At 61.6% G+C, this 15610-nt stretch carries 15 protein-coding genes and 1 riboswitch; of the genes, 5 read left to right on the top strand and 10 right to left on the bottom strand.

Going from position 1 to position 15610, the window contains the following annotated elements; translation table 11 throughout:
* Positions 1–72: 72 nt before the first annotated feature.
* From MOQ67_RS29545 to ahcY, 4 genes are all read right to left on the bottom strand, one after another.
* Positions 73–876 (bottom strand): substrate-binding periplasmic protein, encoded by an 804-nt coding sequence (locus tag MOQ67_RS29545; RefSeq protein ID WP_017844970.1) that lies wholly within the window; start codon positions 874–876, stop codon positions 73–75.
* A 63-nt stretch (positions 877–939) separates the two neighbouring features.
* The gene (locus MOQ67_RS29540) at positions 940–2022 is read right to left on the bottom strand and encodes a hypothetical protein (protein WP_104904312.1); all 1083 of its coding nucleotides are present in this window, start codon (positions 2020–2022) and stop codon (positions 940–942) included.
* Positions 2023–2100: 78 nt separating this feature from the next.
* Entirely contained in the window at positions 2101–2946 is an 846-nt protein-coding gene (gene metF, locus MOQ67_RS29535) for a methylenetetrahydrofolate reductase [NAD(P)H] (RefSeq protein ID WP_017844969.1), read from the bottom strand.
* A 172-nt stretch (positions 2947–3118) separates the two neighbouring features.
* A complete protein-coding gene (gene ahcY / locus MOQ67_RS29530) occupies positions 3119–4528 on the bottom strand; it encodes an adenosylhomocysteinase (RefSeq protein ID WP_017844968.1) in 1410 nt (469 codons plus the stop codon).
* A gap of 21 nt (positions 4529–4549) precedes the next feature.
* Positions 4550–4656: riboswitch (S-adenosyl-L-homocysteine riboswitch) on the bottom strand.
* Positions 4657–4854: 198 nt separating this feature from the next.
* Here ahcY and MOQ67_RS29525 point away from each other — a divergent pair.
* The 4 genes from MOQ67_RS29525 (at position 4855) to MOQ67_RS29510 (ending at position 8813) form a co-directional block, all read left to right on the top strand.
* Positions 4855–5259 (top strand): acyl-CoA thioesterase, encoded by a 405-nt coding sequence (locus MOQ67_RS29525; protein WP_448675752.1) that lies wholly within the window; start codon positions 4855–4857, stop codon positions 5257–5259.
* A gap of 98 nt (positions 5260–5357) precedes the next feature.
* Positions 5358–7289 (top strand): patatin-like phospholipase family protein, encoded by a 1932-nt coding sequence (locus tag MOQ67_RS29520; protein WP_104904313.1) that lies wholly within the window; start codon positions 5358–5360, stop codon positions 7287–7289.
* A gap of 71 nt (positions 7290–7360) precedes the next feature.
* Positions 7361–8248, top strand: coding sequence for a formate/nitrite transporter family protein (locus MOQ67_RS29515; RefSeq protein ID WP_017844965.1), 888 nt, complete (start codon positions 7361–7363; stop codon positions 8246–8248).
* A gap of 178 nt (positions 8249–8426) precedes the next feature.
* Positions 8427–8813 carry an MAPEG family protein gene (locus MOQ67_RS29510; protein ID WP_046381781.1) on the top strand — a complete coding sequence of 129 codons (387 nt, stop codon included), beginning with the start codon at positions 8427–8429 and terminating at the stop codon, positions 8811–8813.
* A gap of 52 nt (positions 8814–8865) precedes the next feature.
* Here MOQ67_RS29510 and mltA read toward each other — a convergent pair whose 3' ends face one another.
* Positions 8866–10050, bottom strand: coding sequence for a murein transglycosylase A (mltA, locus tag MOQ67_RS29505; protein ID WP_046487957.1), 1185 nt, complete (start codon positions 10048–10050; stop codon positions 8866–8868).
* Between the two features lie 129 nt (positions 10051–10179).
* Here mltA and MOQ67_RS29500 point away from each other — a divergent pair, with 129 nt between their 5' ends.
* Positions 10180–10629: a c-type cytochrome gene (locus tag MOQ67_RS29500; RefSeq protein ID WP_448675751.1), complete on the top strand. Its 450-nt coding sequence runs from the start codon at positions 10180–10182 to the stop codon at positions 10627–10629.
* A 5-nt stretch (positions 10630–10634) separates the two neighbouring features.
* On the opposite strand, the gene MOQ67_RS29495 is transcribed toward MOQ67_RS29500, so the two are convergent.
* The 5 genes from MOQ67_RS29495 to MOQ67_RS29475 form a co-directional block, all read right to left on the bottom strand.
* Positions 10635–11030, bottom strand: coding sequence for a DUF1090 domain-containing protein (locus tag MOQ67_RS29495; RefSeq protein ID WP_017844961.1), 396 nt, complete (start codon positions 11028–11030; stop codon positions 10635–10637).
* A 39-nt stretch (positions 11031–11069) separates the two neighbouring features.
* A complete protein-coding gene (gene ligB, locus MOQ67_RS29490) occupies positions 11070–12731 on the bottom strand; it encodes an NAD-dependent DNA ligase LigB (protein WP_046381784.1) in 1662 nt (553 codons plus the stop codon).
* 99 nt (positions 12732–12830) lie between these two features.
* The gene (locus MOQ67_RS29485) at positions 12831–13181 is read right to left on the bottom strand and encodes a DUF1090 family protein (protein WP_017844959.1); all 351 of its coding nucleotides are present in this window, start codon (positions 13179–13181) and stop codon (positions 12831–12833) included.
* Between the two features lie 219 nt (positions 13182–13400).
* Entirely contained in the window at positions 13401–14591 is a 1191-nt protein-coding gene (gene metK / locus MOQ67_RS29480) for a methionine adenosyltransferase (protein ID WP_017844958.1), read from the bottom strand.
* A 19-nt stretch (positions 14592–14610) separates the two neighbouring features.
* Positions 14611–15606 (bottom strand): ArsR/SmtB family transcription factor, encoded by a 996-nt coding sequence (locus MOQ67_RS29475; RefSeq protein ID WP_026139787.1) that lies wholly within the window; start codon positions 15604–15606, stop codon positions 14611–14613.
* Positions 15607–15610: the final 4 nt, after the last annotated feature.

Below are 15610 nucleotides of genomic sequence, written 5' to 3'. Positions count from 1 at the left end.
GTTGGGTGTCTTTTTCAAGACCTCAGCGGCCGGGCGTAAGCCTGGCGGGAAGGTCCGAGTATAACAGAGCAATCACCGCGCGCTGCTTTCCTGCTGCTCAACGGTGTGTTCGTGCAGTGTAATCGGCGCCGCTGCGCTTTGAATACCACCATATTTGGCGCTCAAGGCGGCGTAGGCCGGCTCTTGCTTGAAACGCTTGAGTTCGGCGGCAAAGCGCTGCACCAGCAGGTCCATGCCCGCGCCACGGCGCACGGCAAGGAACTGCTGCTGGCGGCGGATCACGGCGGGCGCCTGGCTGACCTGGCCTTCCAGGCCCAAGGCCGCGATCACATGCTGGCCGACCCTGCGGTCAGTCACCAGCAGATCGATGCGGCCAAGCAGCAATTTGCCGAAGTTCGCTTCATGACTCGGCGCCGGCTCGCGTTGGAACACGCTGGACTCACTGAATTCGGCGCCGTACAGGTAACCCGGCGAGGTGCCCACGGTCAGCCCGCGCAACTCGTCGAGGGTCTGGACCGGGTGGGGCCGCTCATTGGCGTAGAACAGCACGAACTCCACTTCCGACAGCGGTTCGCTGGGGTACAGCAGCAGGGCATCGCGCTCATGGCTGTGGAAAATGTCCAGCGCGCCGTCGGCGTGGCCTTGTTCGAGCATCGCCAGGCAGCGTTTCCACGGCAGGAATTGCCACTGCACATCGACGCCCAGGCGCTGGAACACGATCACCGTGGTTTCATAGTCCAGCCCGCGCATCGTGCCGTTGTCGTCATACACGTAAGGCGCCCACGGTTCGGTGACGATGCGCAATTTCTCGCCGTGAGCGGCCAGGCTCAGGCAAGTAAAAAGAGTCGCAGTCAACAGCTTCAGAAGGGCGGACATGGCCTGAGGTTACGATGCTCCTGAATGAAAGAGAAGCTCTGGCACGCGCATCTGCAAGGATCGTTATTTGGCGGGCGAGGTTATCAAATGTTCGTAGATCGCGCTGCGCCGCTCGCCCAGAATCAGCCTGACCACCGGGTTGGCGAACCAGTGCTCCAGTTGGTGGGCGTCGAGCGGACGTTGCTGGCGCTCTTCCTGATTCTGCCGCGCCTTGTCCCACCACACCGGGCCACACGCCTGGTCGAACTCGTTCTCGTGCTCGTAGCAACCGTAGAGAACTTCGCGGATGAACTGCTGCTGGTGCTTGGGCAAGAGCAGGGTGATCAGTTTGTACATCAGGCGCTGCAAGCGCGGCGGGCGCGGTAGGTGCGAGGAAACCTGACGCGTGTCGGCCAGGGCCTGCGCGCTGGTGGGGGCGGCCGCATGCTTGGCGATCCACGCCTTGACCTTGGCGCGGAACAGCTGCTTGCGGCTCCAGTAATGGTGGATCAGGTCCGGGCACTCGCGCACATTCACGGTGCGGTAGGCGGCGATCGACAGGCAGAACTCTTCCAGGGTGTAGGCGCCCTGGGCGTGGGGGAACAGTTCATCCATCAACTCGATGGAGTGATCGAGGATGTGCGCGTCCTGTTGCGTCAGGCCGATGACGCCGGAGTTGAGGGTCATCATGTCATCGTCGGCCACGCCCATGTCCAGCAGGCGCTGGTGCAGGGCGCTATAGAGGATGCTTTCGTGATTGTCGCCGTACTTGGTGTAGAAGGCGTTGCACAGCAGAGTGCCGGGTTGCACGCGCTCGAACAGGGCTGTGGGCGAATGGTGGAAGAAGGTGTCGGTGTCGATCAGCAGGGCTGTCGACGACTCTTCCAGCACCTGGCGCAGCACCACGTGTTTGGTGCGGAAGTGATAGCCGTGGGGCTCGCTCCAGCGTTTGCGGGTGGCGTCGTCCAGCGGGCGCACGCGTACCGGCAGCAGGCGATAGGGTTCGGGGTTGTCGCTGAATACCTGGATGTCCACGACGGCGTCCGGGGTGTCCTGCAGAAAAGCCAAGGCGCTGGCGATACTGAAGACGGCTTCCTGATGGTAGGTCTGGGCACCGAAAACCAGATACACCAGTTGCGGGCGGGAAGTCGAGGGCACTGTATTCATGGACTGCTGGGTTCCGTGGGCATGTAAAACGACAAAGGCCCTCGTAGAAACGAGGGCCTTGGCACAGCCGGGCAAACTTCAGCGTGGCAGCTTGAGGTTGTTCCAGATGGCAAGGCTAGGTTCAGCCTGGTTCAGGGTATAGAAATGCAGCCCTGGCGCACCACCTTGCAACAATTGTTCACACATCTCACTGATTACCTGTTCGCCGAATGCCTGGATGCTTTTGACGTCGTCGCCATAGGCTTCCAGTTGTTTACGTACCCAGCGTGGGATCTCAGCACCGCAGGCGTCGGAGAAGCGCGCCAGCTTGCTGTAGTTGGTGATCGGCATGATGCCCGGCACGATCGGGATGTTCACACCCATGGCCCGTACACGCTCGACGAAGTAGAAGTAGCTGTCGGCGTTGAAGAAGTACTGGGTGATCGCACTGTCGGCGCCGGCGTTGGCCTTGCGCACGAAATTCTGCAGATCGTCTTCGAAGTTGCGCGCCTGTGGGTGCATCTCCGGGTAAGCCGCCACTTCGATGTGGAAGTGATCGCCGCTTTCTTCGCGGATGAAGCTCACCAGGTCGTTGGCGTAGCGCAGCTCACCGCTGGCCATGCCCATGCCGGATGGCAGGTCACCGCGCAGGGCGACGATGCGCTTGATGCCGGCGCCTTTGTATTGGGTCAGCAGGGCGCGCAGGTCGGCCTTGCTGTCGCCCACGCACGACAAGTGCGGCGCGGCGGGAATTTTGACTTCGCTTTCCAGCTGCAACACGGTGTTGATCGTGCGGTCACGGGTCGAGCCGCCAGCGCCGTAGGTGCAGGAGAAGAAGTCGGGGTGGTAGCTGGCCAACTGCTTGGCAGTCGCCATCAGTTTTTCATGCCCAGCATCGGTCTTGGTCGGAAAGAACTCGAAGCTGTAGCGACGGTCTTGGGACATGGTAATACCCTTGGAAACTCAGAAGCCGACTGTGCAACCCACCTGCACTGCAGGAGCGAGCTTGCTCGCGAAGAACGTCAACGATAACGCGTCAAACAGGCTGTACGCGGTGCCCTTGGGTTTTTCGCGAGCAAGCTCGCTCCTACAGGTTAGAGCAGGTGGAGCTGGTTACTTAGTAGCGGTAAGCGTGCGGCTTGAACGGACCTTCGACGGTCACGCCGATGTAGTCGGCCTGGGTCTTGGTCAGTTGAGTCACCACGCCGCCGAAGCCGCGGACCATTTCCAGGGCCACTTCTTCGTCGAGTTTCTTCGGCAGCACTTCCACGGTCAGACGCTCGGCTTTCTGGGCCGGCGACAGGTCGGCGTACTTCTGGCCGAACAGGAAGATCTGCGCCAGTACCTGGTTGGCGAACGAGCCGTCCATGATGCGGCTTGGGTGGCCAGTGGCGTTACCCAGGTTTACCAGGCGGCCTTCGGCCAGCAGGATCAGGTAGTCGTCGTTCTGCGGGTCGAAATCGCCCGAGCCGGTACGGTGAACCTTGTGTACCTGTGGCTTCACTTCTTCCCATGCCCAGTTCTTGCGCATGAAAGCGGTGTCGATTTCATTGTCGAAGTGACCGATGTTGCACACCACGGCGCGCTTCTTCAGGGCCTTGAGCATGTTGGCATCGCAGACATTCACGTTACCGGTGGTGGTGACGATCAGGTCGATCTTGCCCAGCAGGGCCTTGTCGATGCTCGCTTCGCTGCCATCGTTGATGCCATCGATGAACGGCGAAACCACTTCGAAACCGTCCATGCAGGCTTGCATGGCGCAGATCGGGTCGACTTCGGAGACCTTGACGATCATGCCTTCCTGGCGCAGGGACTGGGACGAACCCTTGCCCACGTCACCGTAGCCGATCACCAGGGCTTGCTTGCCCGACAGCAGGTGGTCGGTGCCGCGCTTGATCGCATCGTTCAGGCTGTGACGGCAGCCGTACTTGTTGTCGTTCTTGCTCTTGGTCACCGAGTCGTTGACGTTGATGGCCGGGATTTTCAGCTCGCCCTTGGCCAGCATGTCCAGCAGGCGGTGTACGCCGGTGGTGGTTTCTTCGGTCACGCCGTGGACGCGGTCGAGGATCTGCGGGTACTTCTTGTGCAGCAGCTCGGTCAGGTCGCCGCCGTCGTCGAGGACCATGTTGGCATCCCAAGGCGCGCCATCTTTCAGGATGGTTTGCTCCAGGCACCATTCGTACTCTGCTTCGGTCTCGCCTTTCCAGGCGAATACCGGGATACCGGCAGCAGCGATGGCGGCGGCGGCCTGGTCTTGTGTCGAGAAGATGTTGCAGGACGACCAACGCACTTCGGCACCCAGGGCAACCAGGGTTTCGATCAGCACGGCAGTCTGGATGGTCATGTGGATGCAGCCGAGAATCTTCGCGCCCTTGAGCGGTTGCTCAGCGGCGTACTTGCGACGCAGGCCCATCAGCGCAGGCATTTCGGATTCGGCGATAAAGGTTTCGCGACGGCCCCAGGCAGCGAGGGACATGTCGGCGACTTTGTAGTCGTTGAAATCTGCAGGCGTAATTACAGCGCTCATGAAGAGCCTCCATTCGTAGTGTGCGAATGGGCGCCGTTGTGCGTTTAGTATCAGGCCAGGACAACCAGGCCGGACAACGCCCCATCCGAGCCTGACAGGTCTAACCTGCTGCAGCGCCCCTCGGACAGGTGGCGGGAGAACGGTATCAACTGAAGATGACCGTTTTGAAGCGGGTGCGATTATAGCTGTGTACGCGGCACTTCCCAAGCCTTTCTGTCGGCGATATGAAGATCCCGCATGGGGGCGATAGGCAATGGCGCATAGAGCTTGCGCCCAGGCTCTGCCATGATATTGCCCATCATTCGGCAAGACGCTTTGGAGTGACCATGAACTTCCACACCCGCAAATGGGTAAAACCTGAAGACCTCAACCCCAACGGCACCCTGTTCGGCGGCAGCCTGCTGCGTTGGATCGACGAGGAAGCAGCCATCTACGCGATTGTCCAATTGGGCAACCAGCGCGTGGTGACCAAGTACATTTCCGAAATCAACTTCGTCAGCGCCTCGCGCCAGGGCGACATCATCGAGCTGGGTATCACCGCCACCGATTTCGGCCGCACCTCCATCACGCTGACCTGTGAAGTGCGCAACAAGATCACCCGCAAAAGCATCCTCACCGTGGAAAAAATGGTCTTCGTCAACCTCGGCGAAGACGGTTTGCCCGCGCCTCACGGCCGGACCGAGATCAAATACGTGAAAGACCAGTTCAAGGAAGACAGCCCTCCTGTGTAACCGCACAGCGGTTTGATTGCTTTACCAAATCATTCCGCGTGGATCTTTCCCAGGCTTTCTCACGACTCAGGACTACGTTCTGTATCGAGAGCCTATGTATGAGAGTGTCGTCCAATCCGGCTGAGCAGATGCAGCCGCTTTCGCTCCAGTCATCGCAAGCCCCCCTCAGCCAAGACGTGAAAACCACGTTGGTTGAGGCCGCGGGACCGCGCAAACTGAGTCTTTCCCGCAATATTGACGGCCAGGTGGAGGTGGTGTTGTCGCCGCCACCGCCCAGCCATCTGGTGCTCAGCGGCGGAGGTGCCAAAGGCATTGCCTATCCGGGAATGGTGCAGGCGCTGGAGGACAGTGGGAAGCTGCAAGGTATCCAGGTTATTTCCGGCTCATCCGCCGGCGCGATTTCTGCCTCGTTGCTCGCCAGCGGCATGAACGCCGAGGTCTTCGGCAAGCTATCGAACCGCATCGACCTGCCGAGCCTGTTGAACAGCGACGACCCGTTGACAGCCTGGCTGCAAGAGGCCAGTGCTCGCCTGGGCAAACTCACCAGGCGCTTGCCAGGCCCGGCGGGCAATATCTCTCAATTGTTGCTGACCATGATGCCGCGCCTGCAAACCGAGGCGCGTCCCTTGGAGCAATTGCTGCGCGATGAGTCGCGCCAATCGGTCCTTGCCCATATCGCCGCTACGCCAAGGGCCACCCGGCCTGGTGAAGTCATGAAAATCGCCGACCGGATCAGCGCCGGCGAGGCTCTGACGTTTCGCGATCTTGAGGTGTTGAACCGACATATCCCGGCGATCAAACCGCTCAATATCACCGGCACAGGGATGTTCGACGGCCGCCCGCAACTGGTGACGTTCAACGCCAGCCTGACCCCGGACATGGACATCGCCCGCGCCGCGCACATCTCGGCGTCGTTGCCGGTGCTTTTCAAGCGCCCTGGCGAGCAGGGGCATGCCTTCCAGGAAACCGCCGAAGCCACTGCATTCCAGGACGGCGGCCTGCTGCTCAACACGCCGGCCCCCGGGGTGATCGAGCCCTCGTTTGCAGAAAGCCCGTTGAGCCAGCACGAGTCTCTGATCGTCAAGTTTGAAGCCGAAGACGCAGCGACGCCGAAAAAAGGCGGCGGTTTTTTCAGCAGCCTCGTCGACAAGCTGACCGGAACGCCCCATGCGTCCGCCGAGGCCTATCAAAATGAGCGGCTCAAGGCGTTTGCCGAGCAGACCGTGGTCCTGCCGCTGAAGACGGATAAGGGGGACTTTCGCGGCACGCTCAACGGCACCGTGAATTTCACCATGAGCGCGCAAGACAAGCAGCATCTACAGGCACAGGCGCGCAAAACCGTGGCGGCGCACTTGGAACAACGCGACACGGTGCGCGAGCATCACACGTTCGCCTCGTTGGATGACGCGGTGCTGGCAATGGACGATGCGATGCTGGCCAGTGCGCAGGCAACCTTGCAGAAAGACCCGGCCGCCGCCGCGGTGTTGATGTTCAGACAGAACGCACAACAAGCGCTGCAAACCCTGGACAGTGCCATTGCCAAGGTGAACCAGGCCCACGACACCCTGATCTTCACCCCTGAGCTGTCTGCCGCGCTGCGTAACCTGGATGCGCTCGCCAGCCGGCCTGAGCACGTCGAGTGGCTGGGGCGTCGATTGAATGCCGTGGGGCAGCGCAATTTTCAGCAGTTGTTGCAGGTGGCGGCCAAGCAGGCTTCGGGCGCCTCGCCGATGTCCAGCGTCATGGCCAGTGCGGTCGCCGAAATGAAACGGCGCGACATCGCGGTAAAGGCCGAAAACTTCACCCGCGAGGTCATCTACCCATCGCTGTACCGGCCGGGCCAGACCGACGCCAATGTCGACCTGCTGCAACGCGCTGCGGCGGATTTGGCCAAGGCGACCACCCCCGCGGCGTTCAACCGGGTGCTCGACGAGATCATTCGGCACTACGGCGCGCGCAACAAGCCCTGGTCAAAACCGTTCAGCTCGACCACGGTGGAGATGGCCAAGGCCTGGCGCATACCGGTTTAGTTGCCAGGCCACTGAACAGCCATCGTTCCAGCCTGTCGTAGCTACAGGCACCCCTTGGACTCTGGAGCATCATGGCCACGCACGACGACGGCAAGACCCCCAACCTGTCGAAGGAAGAGCAGCACGACGTCGACAAGAACCAGCCACCCCGCGCGGCGGTGCTGCATGAAATCATCCGCACCCAGGGCGACCAGGAACTGGAGCGCACGGTGGCGGCATTGTGGTGGTCGGCGCTGGCGGCCGGCCTGACCATGGGCCTGTCATTGATGGGCATGGGCCTGCTCAATTCGCGCCTGCCGGACGGTGAAGGGTTCAAAGTCATCGCCAGTTTCGGTTACTGCGCGGGCTTTTTGGCGGTGATTCTCGCGCGTCAGCAGTTGTTCACCGAAAACACCCTGACCGCAGTGCTGCCGGTGATGAGCAAACCGACCCTGGCCAATGCCGGGCGCTTGCTGCGGCTGTGGACGGTGGTGCTGGTGGGCAACCTGTGCGGCACCTTGCTGGTGGCTTATGTGATGCTGCACCTGCCGATCTTCGATACCAAGACCGATCAGGCCTTCCTTGAGATCGGACGCAAAGTCATGGAAAACGCCCCCGGCCAGATGTTCGCCAAGGGCATCGTTTCCGGCTGGATGATCGCCACCATGGTGTGGATGATTCCGTCGATGGAAAGCGCCAAGCTCTGGATCATCATCCTGATCACCTACTTGATGGCGCTGGGGGATTTCACCCACATCGTGGTCGGCTCGGCGGAAGTGTCTTACCTGGTATTTGCCGGTGAACTGCCGTGGAAGGATTTCTGGCTGATATTCGCCGGGCCGACCCTGGCCGGCAATATCATTGGCGGCAGCTGTATCTTTGCGCTGATCAGTCATGCGCAGATCCGCAGCGAAAGCAGCTTGCCGGGTAAGGTTGCAGCGGACCCGAGGCATCCGCAGCGGATCAATAAGGATCAGTGAGCGGCAGAATCAACGCGCTGCCGACACAACCCATGGCGGTTGGGGGTGTGCGTTTTGATGAGCTACGCTTGAGTGCTTTGGGCCATGCGGTTGGGCGCAGAGCCTGTGGCTGGATGCGGATCTGCATGTTTGTGATAAAGCGTTGATCGCCTTGATAAAACCAAAAAAGGAATGAGTGATGACTGTCGCTTTCTGGTGTGTATTGATTGCAATCTTTCTGCCGTACCTGTGTACCGGTGTGGCCAAATTCAGTGGCGGCAAGTTCGGGCCACGGCAGAACCATGACCCGCGTGCCTTCCTCGATACCCTGGAAGGCTTCGCCAAACGCGCCCATAACGCGCAGCTCAACAGCTTTGAAGTGACCCCGGCGTTTGCTGCCGCAGTGATCATCGCGCACCTGGCCGGCACCGCCGAACTGGTCACGATCAATGTCCTCGCGGTGCTGTTTATCACCAGCCGCCTGCTGTACATCATCTGCTACCTGGCGGACTGGGCCATCCTGCGCTCGTTGGTGTGGGCGGTGGGCATGGCGCTGATTGCGAGTTTCTTCTTCGTCTCGATCTAACGCTTGCCGCAGTGTGGGGGCTGGCTTGCCCCACACTGTCGATCAGCGTCTGTCAGGTGCCGGCCGGGGCATCCGGTACCTGGGGTAATGCGGCGCCCTTTGGCCACAACATCCAGATCTGCCCCTGCTGCTTCATATTCCCTGCCAGTTCGCCTGCGGCCGCCCCTGTGCCCCAGAACAAGTCTGCGCGCACTTCGCCGGTGATTGCGCCGCCAGTATCCTGCGCGGCGACGGGGCGCACGATCGGCGCACCGTCCGGGCGTGTGGTCGACAGCCACAACAAGCTGCCCAGCGGAATCACCTTGCGATCCACCGCCACGCTGTAGCCGGCGGTCAGCGGCACGTTCAGCGAGCCGCGAGGGCCTTCGTTGCTGTCGGGGCGGGCGCTGAAGAACACGTAGCTGGGGTTGCTCGCCAGCAGTTCCGGAATGCGCTGCGGATGCGCCTTGGCCCAGGCGCCGATGGCACCCATGGTCACGTCTTCTTTCTTCAGTTCGCCTTGCTCCACCAGCCAGCGGCCGATAGGACGGTAGGGGTAGCCGTTCTGGTCGCCATAGCCGATGCGCAATTGGCGCCCGCCTGCCAGTTGAATCCGCCCCGAACCCTGGATCTGCAGGAACTGCAGGTCCATCGGGTCGGTCAGCCAGGCGATCGGCTTGGCGGTGGAGCCTTGGCCGTTGATCGTGCTGGCGTCGTCATACGGCTTGAGTACACGACCTTCCAGGCGGCCGCGCAGGCGCTTGCCCTTGAGTTCCGGGTAGATGCTTTCGAGGTTGACGATGATCAGGTCGTCCGGCACGCCGTACACCGGCACATGGGCGGTGGGGGTTTCGGTCAGGCTGCCGGGGTAGACGGGTTCGTAGTAGCCGGTGATCAGGCCGTTCGGTGTGTTGTCGGCCGAGCGCAGGCCGAATACGTCCAGGCGTTCTTTGAGAAAACCGCGAACTGCCGCGGCATCGCCTGGTACCGCCGTTGCCGCCGCGCAGGTCGTGCCCCACACCGGGTCAGCCTTGAGGCGTTGGCAGGCGCTGCGCCAGGACTCAAACCCGGCCAGCAGTTCGCTGTCGGACACTGCCGGCAGGGCTTCCCACGGTGCGTTCACATAGGTGGCCACCGCATGGGGTTTGATTGTTTCATCTTTGTGCGTGTCCTTGCCCGCATCGCAGCCGGCCAGCACCGCGATCATCGGTAGAGCCCACGCCAGACGGCGGCTCCAGGGTTTCAAAGCGATATTCATACAAGCAATTCCTGAAGCGATTGCCCGTGCGTCGACGCGTTTGGGCAACCCTTATCGTTAATAGGGCTATTGGTCTTTGCGGGTGGGGCGAGGATACTGGCCGCCGTTTCCCGTGACCTCGAAGCCACCATGACTTTTAAAAAACTGACTGTTGTACTGCTGGCCTGCCTGGCGCTGTCCGCCTGTGGCGGCGTTGATCCGAATTCGCCCCTGGGCCAGCGCAAAGCGATTTTCAAGCAAATGCTCAAGACCGGCGAAGACCTGGGTGGCATGTTGCGTGGGCGCATCCCGTTCGACGGCGCGAAGTTCGCCGAAGGCGCGGTCAAGCTCGATGCGCTGTCCCATGAGCCATGGAAGCATTTTCCGAGCGTGCGTGAGGAAGACCACACCAGCGCCAAGGACGACGTCTGGCAAAAACAGGCGCAATTCCAGCAAATGGCCCGCGACCTCGAAGCGGCCACCGGTGAATTGGTGATCGCAAGCAAGGTGCAGCCTTACAAGGCCAGTAACCTTTCGCCTGCAGTGCAGAAAGTCGAAGATGCCTGCAGCGCTTGTCATAAGCAGTTCCGGGACCACTGACCGGTTTACTGGTCGAGTTCTTCCACCGCATCCTGCAGTGCTTTGCGCGACTCGGCCAGTTTGTCCTTGCGTTTGTTGATCTTGTCCGCGTCGCCTTTTTTCATCGCCTTGTCGAGGTCGGCCTGACGGCGGCTGACGTCATGCTTGGCGTCGAGCACCTTGTTTTCGCGTTCCTTTTTCAAGGTCGCGTCGTTGCAGTTGGCCGTGACTTCACTCAGGGCTTTCTCCAGGCCGGCCTGTTGCGCGCTGTCACCATGGGCCTTGGCCTGTTCGATCTGGGTGCTGATGGCCTGGCGCTTGGCGGCGCAGCCGGTCAGCGGGGTTGCTTCTTCGGCTGCCAGCAGCGGCGTCGCCATGAAGCATGCGACGGTCAGCAGGGCAAAAGGGGCTAAAAATTTCATATGGAGCTCCAAAGTCGCAATCTGATGGCCGGGTCGGGTTCAAAACCCGTCTATTCCGGCCACGCGTAGTGTCTCAGCCAAAGCCTGTATCTGCGGGTCGCGAAAAAAAGCGCTGAGTTGCGCCGCGCGGCCCGGGCCGATGCCATCCAGGGCCAGCCAGGCTTGGGTGTCCTTGGCAACCAGCGCCTGCCAGTCGCCTTCCAGGTTATTGCGTGCCGCAGGCGGTACGCCCAGGGCTTTGAGCCATTGAGCGAAAGGCCGTTGCCGCGCGCTTTGGATACTGTCGAGCACCCGCGCACGGCTGCGATCGCCGAAGCCCTCAATGTTAGCAAGCTCTGCCGCATCGAGGGTCAACCAATCGAGGAAGCCTGCGATTAGACCGGCCTGGATCAATACGTTCCACGTCTCCCGGCCCATATGCGGCAGGCCCAGGCCCTGGTTGCCGCTCAACCAGGTCAGGCGGGACAGCAACTGTTCTTCGCAGCCAGGGTCCAGTTGCCAGCAACTCAGGGCGTGAAAGTCCCGGGCGTTGGGAACTTGGATGTCCACTCTGGTCTCGTTGCGCAGGACCACCTCGTCCAGTCGCGGGATGACCTGGCCGGCGAGGCTGATGGCGACCTGGTCGCCGGGGCGGATATCCAGGGTTTTCCAGCGTTGCAGGGAGCCGGTGCTGACGCGGCTGATCTGCCGGTCGTCCAGGCGCACCGGTTCGAGTTCCAGGATAGGGGTGATGCGCCCGGTGCGGCCGATGTTGAACTGCACCTTGCGTACCAGCGCGAGGGCTTTGGCGGCGGGGTATTTCCAGGCGACTGCCCAGTAAGGCGCACTGACCTGCCAGCGCTTGGCGGGTGCGCGCGTGGCCTGGTGCAGCACGACGCCATCACTGGCAAAAGGCAGTGGATGGTTGTACCAGTAGGTGCGCCAGCGGGCGGCGCCGGCGATGTCCTGGATGGGCCGGCTGTAGCGTTGGCTGTCGATGAAGCCCCAGCCTGCCAGGGTGGCCAGGCGCTCGGTGAAGTCCGCCGGGCCGTCGGGCCAGGCCCAGACAAACAGACCGATCCCGGCGGCCTCGGCGTCGCTCAACTGTCGACGGTTCATCAAACCGGCCACCTTGCTGCGCGCATTGAGCCCGCCCAGGCTTGATTGCACATGGTCGTCGAGACGCCAATAGAGCTCACCTTGCAGCACCAGGTCGATGGGCTCCGGCAGTTGCTGGACGATACCGGGGATTTTTTTCGCGCAGGCCGACCAGTCCTGGCCGAGCAGGCCGTCGCCCCGGCTGATCACCTGGTGCAGGCGCCCCTGGCGGTACACCAGGGTCACGGCGACACCATCGACCTTGGGCTGGACCCACACATCTTGGCGAACCTGGAGCCATTCGCCGACGGCGTGTTCGTCGAGCAATTTGTCCAGGCCCGTATGGGCCACCGGGTGCGGCGAGGTGCCCCGTGAGCTGGCCAGAGGCTTGTCGGCCACCGCCGCCGGTTGCGGGAAACACCGCTGCCAGTGAGCCAGGCGCTGGCGGGCCTGGTCGTAGAGTTCGTCGCTGATGGGCGAATGGCCGAGCCGGTGGTAACTGTCGTCCCAGAGGCTGATTTGCCGAGCCAGCGGGCCGATTTGCGCCCGTGCGTCATCGGGGCACTCTTCAGCCCTGGCCAACCCGGTTAGAACACTGAGTAAAAGAACGATCAGCAAGCGCATCGGGAGCATCCTTGCTCGGTAAGGGGCGTTCAGCCTAAGGGATCTTCGCGCCCACAAAAAAGCCCCGACAGAGCGGGGCTTTTTACCGGGTGTTTCTGCTTACTTGAACAGACCACCCAGGGCTTTCACGGCATCGTTGTTTTCTGCCTTGGCCTGCTGCTTTTGCTGCTTGGCATCGACGTTGGCCTGGGACTCGGCGAGTTTGTTACAGCCTTTGTTGACCTGCTCCAGCGCAGCTTCGAAGGCCTTCACTTTCAACGCGTCGTTCTTGGCGTTGGCCGCGTCGATCTTGGTTTGCAGGTCTTTGGCATGCTGCTGGCAGTCGCCGGAGTTGCCGCCACCGAGCTGGGAGCTCAGTGCGCCACTCAGTGCGCTCAGGTCGGCGGCGTTCACCGGCAGGGCAAACAGGCTGAGCAGCAGGGCGGCAGGGGCGAGCGTGGAAATTTGCATGAAAACCTCAATGTCCGATTGCCTGCGCGCTGATGAGTCCCGAGCCGGCGCAGTGCAATATCCAGAATAAGGTGGAGGGCCCGAGAGGGCGCGGATTCTAGTGGGCCACTATTTAGCCTGCAAGGTTTGGATCCAAAAAATGTGAACACCGAGGCGAAACTCCCGACAATAAAAAGCCCCGCCGGGCGAACCCGGCAGGGCTTTGGGTAGCGCAAGCGATTACAAGCCGGCAGCGATACGCAGGTCGTTGGCGCGGTCGGTTTTTTCCCAGGTGAAGGTGGTGAAGGTGTCGTCGCCGACCGTCTTCTGCGCCGGGGTACGGCCGAAGTGGCCGTAGGCCGCGGTTTCCTGGTACATCGGGTGCAGCAGGTCGAGCATGGTGGTGATCGCGTAAGGGCGCAGGTCGAAGATCTCGCGCACCAGTTTGACGATCTTGTCATCGCTGATCTTGCCGGTGCCGAAGGTGTTCAGCGAGATCGACGTAGGCTGGGCCACGCCGATGGCGTAGGACACCTGAATCTCGCAACGCTCGGCCAGGCCAGCGGCAACGATGTTCTTGGCCACGTAGCGACCGGCGTAGGCCGCCGAACGGTCAACCTTGGATGGGTCTTTGCCGGAGAACGCGCCACCGCCGTGACGGGCCATGCCGCCATAGCTGTCGACGATGATCTTGCGCCCGGTCAGGCCGCAGTCGCCCACCGGGCCACCGATGATGAACTTGCCGGTCGGGTTGATGTGGAACTGGGTGTCCTTGTTCAGCAGTTCAGCCGGCAGCACGTGCTTGACGATCAGTTCCATCACGCCTTCGCGCAAGTCGGCGTAGGAAACGTCCGGGTTGTGCTGGGTCGACAGCACGACAGCATCGATACCGACCACTTTGCCGCCTTCATAACGGCACGTCACCTGGGACTTGGCGTCCGGACGCAGCCACGGCAGCAGGCCGGATTTGCGGGCTTCGGCCTGGCGCTGCACCAGTTGGTGCGAGAAGGTGATCGGCGCTGGCATCAGCACGTCGGTTTCGTTGCTGGCGTAGCCGAACATCAGGCCCTGGTCGCCGGCGCCCTGGTCTTCTGGCTTGGCGCGGTCGACACCCTGGTTGATGTCCGGGGACTGCTTGCCGATGATGTTCATCACGCCGCAGGTCGCGCCGTCGAAGCCGACGTTGGAGCTGTTATAGCCGATGTTGGTGATCACCTCGCGGACGATATGCTCCAGGTCGACCCAGGCCGTGGTGGTGACTTCGCCGGCGATGATCGCCACGCCCGTTTTCACCAGAGTCTCGCACGCCACACGGGCGAACTTGTCTTCAGCAATGATGGCGTCCAGCACCGCATCAGAAATCTGGTCGGCGATTTTGTCCGGATGCCCTTCAGACACGGACTCGGAGGTGAAAAGGGAGTATTCGCTCATCTCGATGTTTTCCTGATATTTACCGATGGTGAGTGTCGCCAGCCGGTCGCTGAAAATGGCGGACCTGAATCTGGAAACCATTACGTAAACCTACATAGAGGCTTTCCCCGGGAACGAGTCCCGCAGCGGTGGCCCAACGGGCCAGATCGTCCTGTTCAAAACCCAACCAGAGATCACCGCAGGCCTCCCTGGCCCAATTCTGGTTGTGGCTGCATAAATCTGTAACCAGCAGGCTACCGCCGGGTTGCAGCAAATTCGCCATCTGCTTGAGGGCGTCGGCGGGGGCGGCGAAATGGTGCAGGACCATGTTCAGCACCACGCAATCGGCCCGCAGGCTGGTGTCATTCAGGGCATCGGCCAACTGCAGGCTGACGTTGCCCAAGGCCTCGCGCTCGCACAGCTGGCGTGCCAGTTCGAGCATCGCCGGGCTGTTGTCCAGCGCCGTGACCTGTTGAAAGCGGCGCGCCAGTTCCGGCAAAAAGCCGCCATCGCCAGGCCCGACTTCCAGGGCCGTCGCTTTATGACTGAAGCTCAGCTTGTCCAACAACGCCAGTACACTTTCGCGATATTGCGGCAAGCCGGCGATCAGGTCTTGCTGAGCGCGAAACTTCTCGGCGACCCGTGAGAAAAAGTCCTGGCTGGCCGCCGCGCGCTGCCCGTGAACCTGGCCGATGCGTGATTGCACGTCGCCGGGCAGGCTCAAGTTGTCCACTTCTTCCAGCAGCGCGCTGTGCAGCTTGCCGCCGAGCAACTCGGTGTGGGGCAGGGCACGGCGGTAAAAAATCGCATTGCCTTCGCGGCGGGTGGCCACCAGGTCGGCCTGGGCCAGGACCTTCAAGTGATGGCTCATGCCCGACTGGCCGATGGCGAAGATCTGCGCCAGTTCCAGCACGCCGAAGGAATCGTTGGCCAGCACCCGCAAGACGTTCAGGCGCAACGGATCGCCAGCGGCCTTGCATAAGGCAGCCAGTTCATCGCCATCGTCGGGACGCAGGGAGGGCACGGGTAGGTTCATAAGG

The organism is Pseudomonas sp. LY-1, assembly GCF_053502595.1.
This window is presented reverse-complemented; position numbering and strand designations above follow the sequence as displayed.

Coding starts and splice junctions, on each gene's coding strand:
- MOQ67_RS29545 (WP_017844970.1), bottom strand. CDS start 876: ATGTCCGCCCTTCTGAAGCTGTTGACTGCGACTCTTTTTACTTGCCTG.
- MOQ67_RS29540 (WP_104904312.1), bottom strand. CDS start 2,022: ATGAATACAGTGCCCTCGACTTCCCGCCCGCAACTGGTGTATCTGGTT.
- metF (WP_017844969.1), bottom strand. CDS start 2,946: ATGTCCCAAGACCGTCGCTACAGCTTCGAGTTCTTTCCGACCAAGACC.
- ahcY (WP_017844968.1), bottom strand. CDS start 4,528: ATGAGCGCTGTAATTACGCCTGCAGATTTCAACGACTACAAAGTCGCC.
- MOQ67_RS29525 (WP_448675752.1), top strand. CDS start 4,855: ATGAACTTCCACACCCGCAAATGGGTAAAACCTGAAGACCTCAACCCC.
- MOQ67_RS29520 (WP_104904313.1), top strand. CDS start 5,358: ATGAGAGTGTCGTCCAATCCGGCTGAGCAGATGCAGCCGCTTTCGCTC.
- MOQ67_RS29515 (WP_017844965.1), top strand. CDS start 7,361: ATGGCCACGCACGACGACGGCAAGACCCCCAACCTGTCGAAGGAAGAG.
- MOQ67_RS29510 (WP_046381781.1), top strand. CDS start 8,427: ATGACTGTCGCTTTCTGGTGTGTATTGATTGCAATCTTTCTGCCGTAC.
- mltA (WP_046487957.1), bottom strand. CDS start 10,050: ATGAATATCGCTTTGAAACCCTGGAGCCGCCGTCTGGCGTGGGCTCTA.
- MOQ67_RS29500 (WP_448675751.1), top strand. CDS start 10,180: ATGACTTTTAAAAAACTGACTGTTGTACTGCTGGCCTGCCTGGCGCTG.
- MOQ67_RS29495 (WP_017844961.1), bottom strand. CDS start 11,030: ATGAAATTTTTAGCCCCTTTTGCCCTGCTGACCGTCGCATGCTTCATG.
- ligB (WP_046381784.1), bottom strand. CDS start 12,731: ATGCGCTTGCTGATCGTTCTTTTACTCAGTGTTCTAACCGGGTTGGCC.
- MOQ67_RS29485 (WP_017844959.1), bottom strand. CDS start 13,181: ATGCAAATTTCCACGCTCGCCCCTGCCGCCCTGCTGCTCAGCCTGTTT.
- metK (WP_017844958.1), bottom strand. CDS start 14,591: ATGAGCGAATACTCCCTTTTCACCTCCGAGTCCGTGTCTGAAGGGCAT.
- MOQ67_RS29475 (WP_026139787.1), bottom strand. CDS start 15,606: ATGAACCTACCCGTGCCCTCCCTGCGTCCCGACGATGGCGATGAACTG.